The following is a 9,223-nucleotide window of genomic DNA, read 5'->3' as shown; positions in this document are numbered from 1 at the left end:
CCATCCCGCCTGGCCCAGATGAACATCATGACGAACAAAAAACTTCTTCTTATTCAACGCCGCGGCACCGGTCGCCTGCTGGCGGGCGCGCTGGCAGTCGCCTGCGCTTTCCCGAACGCCGGTGCGCAGGTGCTGCCGTCGGCTCCGGCCGATGCCGGTTTGCGCGCCCAGATGGCCGCGCCGCAACTCTGGAGCGGGCGCTTAGATGCCAGCGCCAGGGTGGCGCGCATCCTGGTCGAAACCGACCGCGACGGCGTGCCGGCCGACGGCCAGTCGCCGGTAGCAGTGAGCGTGCAGGTACTGGGCGAAGACGGCCAGCCGCTCAAGGACGACGTGCTGCTGACCTTGGAAGCATCGGCCGGCCGCATTCTGCTCGACGGCGCCGCCACCGATGCCCTCGGCCCGCAAAACGGCGACGCCAACAAAGTCACACCCGGCATGCAGCTGCGTGTTCGCAACGGCAAGGCGCAGTTCCGCCTGCTGGCCCCGGCCGCCGCGCAAGAAGTCTTGCTGCGCGTCGACGGCGGCAAGATCAGCACGCAAGGCGTGATCACCTTCGTTCCGGAACTGCGCCAGATGCTGGCCGTGGGCCTGATCGAAGGCGTCATTTCCAAGCGCAGCCTGAACGCCGGCGACCTTGCTCCCGCACGCTTTAACGATGGCTTCGAACAAGACATCACGCGCTGGAGCCGCCAGTTCAACAGCGGCAAGGCCAACGCCAGCGCGCGTTCCGCATTCTTCGTCAAAGGCACCATCCTCGGCAGCAAGCTGTTGACGGCGGCCTACGATTCGGACCAGCAGACCAAGGAAAAGCTGCAGCGCGACATCAACCCGAACGAGTTCTACCCGGTCTACGGCGACAGCGCCACGACCGCGTTCGACGCCCGCTCGGCCGGCCGCCTGTACGTGCGCGTCGACGACCAGAAAAGTTATCTGCTGTACGGCGACTTTTCGACCAGCGAAGGCACCATGTCCTCGGTGCCGGGTCCGAACGTGGGCCTGGAAGCGCGCAAGCTCGGCCAGTACCAGCGCACCGCCACCGGCCTGCGCGGCAACTGGGACGGCAAGCGTGGCAAGCTGGGCGGCTTTGCCTTCCACGACAACGCCAAGCAGGTGATTGAAGAATACCGCGCCAACGGCAGCTCCGGTCCTTTCGCCGTGCGCAACAATGGCGCGCTGACCAATTCCGAGCGCGTCGAACTGATCGTGCGCGACAAGAACCAGACCGACCTGGTCAAGCAAGTGACGCCGATGCGCCGCCTGGAAGACTACAGCTTCGAGCCGTTTTCGGGCCGCATCCTGTTCAAGCAGGCCGTGCCATCGCTCACGCCCGAAGGCGACCCGCAATCGATCCGCGTGACCTACGAGGTGGAGCAGGGCGGCGACGACTTCTGGGTCATGGGCATCGACGGCGAATACCGCCTGAACGACAGCATCAGCGTCGGCATGGCCTCGGTGGACGACAAGAATCCGCAGTCGCCGTACCGCCTGCACAGCGTGAATGCGACCGTGAAACTGGCGCCCGCCACCAGTTTCGTGGCCGAGTTCGCGCAGAGCGAATCGACCACCTACAGCGCCAACGGCCAGGTGTTTACGACGCCGAGCGGGCAGGCTGGCGAGTTGTCGAGTTCGGCAACCGGACAGGCTGCGCGCGTGGCACTGTCGCACAAGGGCGAGACGGTCGAGGCGCGTGCTTACTGGCAGCGTGCGGACGATGAGTTCAACAATACCGCGGCCGGCATCAGCCCCGGTCACAGCGACGCCGGCGTGAATGTCAGCGCCAAATTCACGTCGACCACCACGGCGTACGCCAGCGCGCTGCAAAGCCGCGATCAGCAAGTCGTTGCCCAGCGCGACGCCGTGCGCGTCGGCATGCTGTGGAAAGCCGATCCGCGCCTGACCCTCGACTTCTCCCTGCAACACATGAAGGAAGAAGGCGAACTGCGCAACCAGGTCGGCATGGCCAGCAACACCGGCGTGGTGTCGAACGCCAACGGCCTCAATCCGAGCGGCGGTTTCTTTGGCTTTGGCAACACCAACAGCGCGATCAGCCCGGTCAACGGCGGCGCCATCACCACCTTCGCACCGGTGGGCGCGACCACCGTGCCTGGCACGCGCGGCACCCTGGACGCCAACACGGTCGCCATCGGCGCCCAGTACAAGGCGACCGATCTGCTGAGCCTGACCGCCGTGGTCGAACATGGCGTATCGGATAGCAAGCAGAAACGGTACGAACTCGGCGCGCAGTATCAATTGTCCGAGCGCAGCCGTGCCTATGCGCGTTACGAAAACCAGACCGGCCTGGCCTCGCGCTATGCCCTGAACCCGGCCGAGAAGAGCAATGCCTTCGTGGCGGGTGTCGAATCGACCTACCTGCCGGGCGCCAGCATCTTCTCGGAATACCGCCTGCGCGACGCGCTCGACAGCGAACTGGCTGACGGGCGCGACCTGCAACTGGCCAGCGGCGCGCGCAACACCTGGAACCTGTCCGAAGGCCTGGCGCTCAGCACCAACGCCGAATACCTGCACGTGTTCGACGGCCGCCAGCAAAAAGGCGTGGCCCTGGCCACGGCGCTCGACTACACCGCCAATCCGCTGTGGAAAGCCTCGGCCAAGCTCGAATGGCGCCGCCTGTTCGACAGCCCCGGCGACATCGGCAACCAGTCGCAGGACCAGTGGTTGAATACCTTGTCCTTCGTGCGCAAGCTCGACCGCGACTGGACCGTGCTGGCCCGCAACTACGCCCTGCTGTCGCGCAACAACGACGACATCAGCGGCAAGCCGCTGGCCAACAGCCTGCAGGAACGCGCACAGCTCGGCTTTGCCTGGCGTCCGGTCGACCACAACCAGTTCAACGGCCTGGCGCGCTACGAGTACAAGAACGTGCGCGACGGCGCCCGTGCCGATGGCGACAACTACGCCGCCCACATCGTCTCGACGCACCTGGACTACCATCCGAGCCGTCCATGGTGGAGCACCGGCCGCCTGGCCGCCAAGACCAGCCGCGAACGCAACCTGCCGGTCGGGCAGCAGAAGTACAGCGCGTGGATGGCGTCGGGCCGCGTGGTGTACGACATCACCGAAAACTGGGACATCGGCGTGCTCGCCGCTTACCTGCACAGCCCGCAGAACAAGGGCAGCAGCCAGTATGCGCGCGGGGTCGAAGTCGGCTACCTGGTCAAGCAGAACCTGTGGCTGTCGGCCGGTTACAACGTCAGCGGCTTCCGCGAACGCGACCTGAGCGCGGCGGACTACACCTCCAAGGGATGGTTCGTGCGCCTGCGCTTCAAGTTTGACGAGAATGTATTCAAAGGCAAGGACCCAGAAGCGAATCGCACGCTGGCCCGCTAATTTCCTGAAATGAGAATGACGATGAAACCAACCATTATTTCCCGCCCGCGCACCGTGCTGTTTGCCGCGCTGGCCCTGGCCGTGCAAGGCGCCTTTGCGCAGACGCTCAATGCCCCGGCGCAGCGCATCTCCGACCAGGCGATCGTGGCCGACCAGGCCGGGTACAAGGCCTTGCAGCAGCGCGTCAAGGCGCTCAACGACAAGGGCGTTCCGGTCAATAATTACTATCTGTCGAAGGCGCAATGCTGGCTCGACGTGTCGCTGCACGAATACACGCGCAACGACCGCTCCGCTTTCCCGCAGCAGGCACTGGAGCAGGGCGCCGCCATCGTCGGCGCGCTGGAGACGGGCGCCACGCCCAATCCGGGCGACCAGACCCCGCTGGTGAACGACGCGGCCAAGCTGCGCGACGACTTGTGGGCGCGCTTCGGCGGCATCAAGGGCGGCGCCGGATTTGCGTGCGCGGCGCAGAAGGTCGCTTGCGGCGAAGTCGAGCTGGTGCATGCCGGGAATGAATTCAACCAGCAGGGCTGGCGCCATGCCAATCCGTACATCCAGATCGCCGAAGACCATTTGCAGGCGGCGCAGGCCTCGGCTGCGGCGTGCGGCGGCGCGCCGGTGAAGGTGGCGGTGGCGCCGCTGCCGGGTGCGGCGCCGGTGGTATCGGTCGAGAAATTGACCCTGGCGGCCGATGCCTTGTTCCGCTTCGACAAATCGGGCGTGGCGGACCTGCTGCCTGCGGGCCGTGCGCGCATCGACAGCATGATGATCAAGCTCGACGGCGTGTATGCGCAGGTTTCCAGCATCAAGCTGACCGGCTACACCGACCGGATGGGTACGGAAGCGTACAACCAGCCGCTGTCGGAAAAGCGCGCGGCGACGGTGCGCGCTTACCTGGTGAGCAAAGGTTTTGCGGGCCAGATCGTCAGCGAAGGCAAGGGCGAAGCGGACCAGGTCGAAGCCTGCACCGGCGTTGCGCCGCGTGCCGCGCTGATCGGCTGCCTGCAACCGAACCGCCGCGTCGAAGTCGAAGTGACGGGCATCAAGCGGTAAGAGCAAGATGCTCCGGCCGAGGCCGGAGCATACAAAAAGCCGCACCGGGGTTGACCCCTGGTGCGGCTTTTTGCGTTGCGCCGACGTTTTAAGCGCGCTTGCGGCGGGCGCTGACGCCCAGGATGGTCAGGCCGGCCAGCAGCATGGCCCAGGTGCCTGGTTCAGGAACAGGGGTCACGGTGATGTCGGTCAGCGACGTGACCACGCCACTGAGCATGATGCGGTTACCGTCCGCACGGTTGAAGTAGTGGTAGACGCTCGCATTCGTCAGATCGGCAAGAGAAAGCTGTTGCGGCAGAGTTCCCTTAGAGATCCATGTCGATGTTGTGTTACTGAAACCGATTCCAAAGGACACGTCATATCCCTCACTGTCGATCCTCAAATAATCTGGCGAGTTTGGTGTGCCAACCTTGCCGTCGGCAAGCGTCACGCGGCGCGCCGGTGCGCCCGGATCGCCGGCACTGACTGTTTGCCCACTTGGCAAGATTGTGAAGGTGAAGAACTCGGTCGGCGAGGCGTAGGCACCATAGTAAAAATAGTCGGTGGAGGCGGCGTCGTAGGGCGGATTATCCAGACTGCCACGTTCCAGCTTGGCACTGCTGTCGTAGGAAAAACGTCCGACTATGCGGTCGTTCACGGAAATCAGACTTCCAGCCTGCACGCCCGCAGTGCTTTGTTCAAATGCCAGCTTGCTAGCGTTTCCGATCTGACTGACGGCGGCCGTAAACTCATAGGTGTGCATCTCCGCTTTTGCCGGGATGGTCAACGCCAGGGCTGCCAGGGCTGTTGCGATATATTTCATGCTATTCCAAGAATCAATTAATATTGCATTATAGTACATTGCATTTATGTAATCAATACAAGATCGGACGGTGTGTTTTCTTGCCACATGGTTCGATTGCGATGCCCTTGGGGGAGAAGGTCAGCCGCGCTGGCGGCGGGTGCTCAAGCCGAGGATGCCCAAACCAGCCAGCATCAGGGCCCAGGTGCCGGGCTCGGGAACGGCCGTCACGGTGATCTCTGTCAGGGACGTCAACCTGGCATCGAGCATGATGCGATGGCCGTCGTCGCGGATGAAGTTATGGTAAACCGACGTTCTGCCAAAATCCGAGAACGACAGTGCTTCCGGAAGCTTTCCATTTGTTATCCAGTCAGCCGACGTGCTGGCGAGGGAAATGCCAAAGGACCCGAAGGCATTGCCGCCCTGGTTGGCAATCCACAGAACGTCAGTGCCATTGAGGCCGCCCGCGTTGCTATCGCCGACCTGCATCACCCGCTTCGTTTCTGTTCCGCCAGTACCGATGGTTTGCCCACTTGGCAGGATCGTAAAGTTTAAAAAGTTGGTGGCGGACGCGGTCTCAGGGTAGTAGTAAATGGTCGTCGGTGAGGTCGGATCGTGCTGGCCTGAATTGGAGGTGGACGCAATGCTGGTGTCGTATGAAAAACGTCCGACGATGCTGTCGCCGAGCGAGATGACGCTGCCTTCGCGAATACCGCCGACACGCTGTGCATATTCAAACGCTTCCAGGTGGGCCAACTGCGATACCGAGGCGGTGAATTCGTAAATATGCAGTTTCGCCTGTGCGGGAATACTCAAAGCCAATGCTGCCAGTGCTGCTGCGATGTATTTCATGCTATTCCAATGGTCAATTAATATTGCATTGTATAACATTGTATTTATGCAATCAATACAGGCCTGCTGCATATCCATGCCACAGGCAACCGGGCCGGGCCTCGGCCGCAGCAGGGCGTATCGCTATTATCAGCGGGGTGCGCGCTTGCGCCGCGCCATTGCGCCAAGCATCAGCAAGCCCACGCCGAACATGGCGTAGGTCGCCGGCTCCGGCACCGGGTTCGCGCCCGACAGGATGGCGCTCGTGTTAAACCACAGTTCCTTGTCGGCGCCGCCGGTGTTCGATGTGCTCAGCGAAAACTGGTCGTCGATGTCGACCAACTCGGGTCCAACAACCCCTGAACTGAAAGTTTTCTCGTACTTCCCAAGGGTGTGCGAGTAACTCCTGAGGGTCAGCCTCAGCAGGTTAAACGCTTTGTGCCCTTTGTACGCATTGTCGGGTAACGGCCCGGAGACGTCGTTCTTGATCTGCGCGCTGCCTGTCACGATCACTTTGGTGTTGGGCGCCAGCACGAAACCGTAGGAAGTGGAGCCTTTCGCACCCACGCTGGTCTTGTCGGCCGAGTCGTGGCGTTCCACGTCCAGGTGCAGGCCGCCTGCCTGGCTGATGGCGGACGTGCCGCGGTCGCGCCCGAGCGCAGTCGTGCTGGTGATTAAATCGCCCTTTGTATATTGCTGGTCGGAGGGGAAGGTCCAGGTGCTGTGATTCGAGGCCAGGCTCGTCGCGTGGCCAGTGAAGCCGGTAAAGCTGATGCCGGCGCTGATGCCGTCGTCCGGGGTCAGGTCGATGATCTGGAACTGCACATTGGTAACGCTGATGCTGCCCGTGGTGGCGGCAACGGCGCCGCCGCAGGCAGCCATCGCGGCGGTGGCGATCAGGGCGCGGGAAAAGGTGAAAAAGGCGTGCATGGGACCTTGGTCGTGGAGTGGCAGGGAGCCGGTTAGGGGAGAGGTATGGCACTTTTATTGTACTTGACAAATAGTTAATTGCGCCATGTATTTACTATATTTCAACGTCCGAACGCGCCGCTTTTAGCTGCTCCGGGCAGGCGAACTTGGTATGATGCCGGGGCCATTTCGTATCGTCTGGCACTTTTATGACTCTTGGGGACATTGCAATGATGGGACGTTTGTTCATATTGGGAGCGGCCACGCTGGCCGTAGGTAGCGCGCTGGCCGCGCCGCGTGGTTTCACCATCGAAGACCTGGTGAAAATGGAACGGGTCGGCGCGCCGGCCCTCTCGCCGGACGCCTCGCGCGTGGTCTACACGGTGCGCAGCACCAATATGGAGAAGAATCGCGGCAACACCCAGCTGTGGATGATCGACCTGCGCAGCGCCAAGCCGACCCCGGTCCGGCTGACCGAGGGCGAATCGAACAGCACCGATCCCGAATGGTCTCCCAAGGGCGACGCCATCTACTTCCTCTCGGCCCGCTCGGGCTCGTCGCAGGTGTGGCGCCAGCCGGTTTCAAGCACCGGCAGCGGCGGCGAAGCCGTCAAGGTCACCGACCTGCCGCTCGATGTCGATAACTTCCGCCTCTCGCCGGCCGGCGACCGCCTGGCCATGAGCCTGGCCGTGTTCCGCGATTGCACCGACCTGGCCTGCACCAAGACGCGCCTGGACGAGAAAACGAAAAACAAAGCGAGCGGCAAGGTCTACGACCGCCTGTTCGTGCGCCACTGGGATACCTGGTCGGACGGCCGCAACAACGTGCTGTACTCGGCCCCGCTCGACGCCGCCGGCAAGGTCACTGCCGCGCCGGTCAGCCTGTCGGGCGGCATCGACGGCGACGTGCCCTCGAAACCGTTCGGCGACCGCGAGGAATACCGCTTCAGCCCGGACGGCAAGAGCGTCGTCTTCAACGTGAGGGTGGCCGGCAAGACCGAAGCCTGGTCGACCAATTTCGATATCTATCAAACCGCTGCCGCCGGCGGCGCCGCACCGCGCAACCTGACCGCCGACAATCCGGCCTGGGACAGCAAACCGGCGTTTTCGCCCGACGGCAAGACGCTCGCCTGGCTGGCCATGAGCCGCCCCGGCTTCGAGGCCGACCGCTTCCGCCTGGTGCTGATGGATGTCGCCAGCGGCAAGAAGCGCGTCGTCGCCGAGAGCTGGGATCGCTCGATCGGCGACTACAAATGGCGCGATGATGGCAAAGCGCTGCTCGCCACCGCCGACGACCTGGGCCAGCACCGCCTGTTCTCGATCGACGCCGCCAGCGGCAAGGTCGCGCCATTGAGCGACAAGGGCTACGTCAGCGCCTTCGACGCGCGCGGCAAGACGGTGGTCATGGCCCAGGCCAACCTGCAATCGGGCGCGCAGCTGTTCAAGAGCATCAACGGCGGCGCCCCGGTCCAGCTGACGCAGTTGAACAGCGAACTGCTGGCCGACGTCCGCTTCGGCGAATCGGAACAGTTTTCCTTCACCGGCGCCAAGGGCGAAACCGTCTACGGCCACGTGATGAAGCCGTGGGATGCCAAACCGGGCGTGAAGTATCCGGTGGCCTTCCTGGTCCACGGCGGACCGCAGGGCAGCTTCGGCAATTCGTGGAGCTACCGCTGGAATCCGCAGACCTATGCCGGCGCCGGTTACGCAACCGTGTTCATCGACTTCCACGGCTCGACCGGCTACGGCCAGGCGTTCACCGATTCGATCAGCGGCGACTGGGGCGGCGCACCGCTGGAAGACCTGAAAAAGGGCCTGGACGCAGCCGTCAAAAAATATTCCTGGCTCGACCGCGAGCGCAGCTGCGCGCTGGGTGCCTCGTACGGCGGCTACATGATGAACTGGATCGCCGGTAACTGGCCGGAGGGCTTTCGCTGCCTGGTCAACCACGACGGCGTGTTCGACACGCGCGGGATGGCCTACGCCACCGAGGAACTCTGGTTCACCGAATGGGAAAACAAGGGCACCTACGTGGACAACGCGGCGCTGTACGAAAAATTCAACCCGGTCCATTTCGTCAAGAACTGGAAAACGCCGATGCTGGTGGTGCAGGGCGACCTGGACTTCCGCATTCCGACCTCGCAGGCGCTCGGCACCTTCACCGCGCTGCAGCGCCAGGGCGTGGAAAGCAAGCTGCTGGTATTCCCGGACGAGAACCACTGGGTCCTGAAACCAGCCAACTCGGTGCTGTGGCATCACACGGTCAAGGATTGGCTCGACCGTCACCTGGCGCGCTGAC

The 9,223-nt window shown here is 63.1% G+C and carries 6 protein-coding genes; 3 read left to right on the top strand and 3 right to left on the bottom strand.

All coding sequences use genetic code 11. The features are described 5' to 3' along the window. Positions 1–27 precede the first annotated feature (27 nt). Complete coding sequence (locus F2P45_RS00955; protein WP_166869903.1) at positions 28–3,351, top strand: porin family protein; 3,324 nt, start codon at positions 28–30, stop codon at positions 3,349–3,351. A 21-nt stretch (positions 3,352–3,372) separates the two neighbouring features. Next, the gene (locus F2P45_RS00950) at positions 3,373–4,404 is read left to right on the top strand and encodes an OmpA family protein (RefSeq protein WP_166869902.1); all 1,032 of its coding nucleotides are present in this window, start codon (positions 3,373–3,375) and stop codon (positions 4,402–4,404) included. 88 nt (positions 4,405–4,492) lie between these two features. On the opposite strand, the gene F2P45_RS00945 is transcribed toward F2P45_RS00950, so the two are convergent. From F2P45_RS00945 to F2P45_RS00935, 3 genes are all read right to left on the bottom strand, one after another. After that, complete coding sequence (locus tag F2P45_RS00945) at positions 4,493–5,206, bottom strand: PEP-CTERM sorting domain-containing protein (RefSeq protein WP_166869901.1); 714 nt, start codon at positions 5,204–5,206, stop codon at positions 4,493–4,495. 120 nt (positions 5,207–5,326) lie between these two features. Then, positions 5,327–6,037 carry a PEPxxWA-CTERM sorting domain-containing protein gene (locus tag F2P45_RS35530; RefSeq protein WP_223164651.1) on the bottom strand — a complete coding sequence of 237 codons (711 nt, stop codon included), beginning with the start codon at positions 6,035–6,037 and terminating at the stop codon, positions 5,327–5,329. 129 nt (positions 6,038–6,166) lie between these two features. Further along, positions 6,167–6,946: a PEP-CTERM sorting domain-containing protein gene (locus tag F2P45_RS00935; protein WP_166869900.1), complete on the bottom strand. Its 780-nt coding sequence runs from the start codon at positions 6,944–6,946 to the stop codon at positions 6,167–6,169. Positions 6,947–7,155: 209 nt separating this feature from the next. Between F2P45_RS00935 and F2P45_RS00930 the strand changes: the two genes are divergently transcribed. Next, positions 7,156–9,222, top strand: coding sequence for a S9 family peptidase (locus F2P45_RS00930; RefSeq protein ID WP_229504872.1), 2,067 nt, complete (start codon positions 7,156–7,158; stop codon positions 9,220–9,222). The last annotated feature ends 1 nt before the right edge of the window (position 9,223 follow it).

This window comes from Massilia mucilaginosa, assembly GCF_011682145.1.
Classification (GTDB): Bacteria; Pseudomonadota; Gammaproteobacteria; order Burkholderiales; family Burkholderiaceae_D; genus Telluria_A; species Telluria_A mucilaginosa.
Note: the sequence above shows the minus strand (reverse complement) of the source record. Positions and strands in the feature narration are given on the sequence as shown.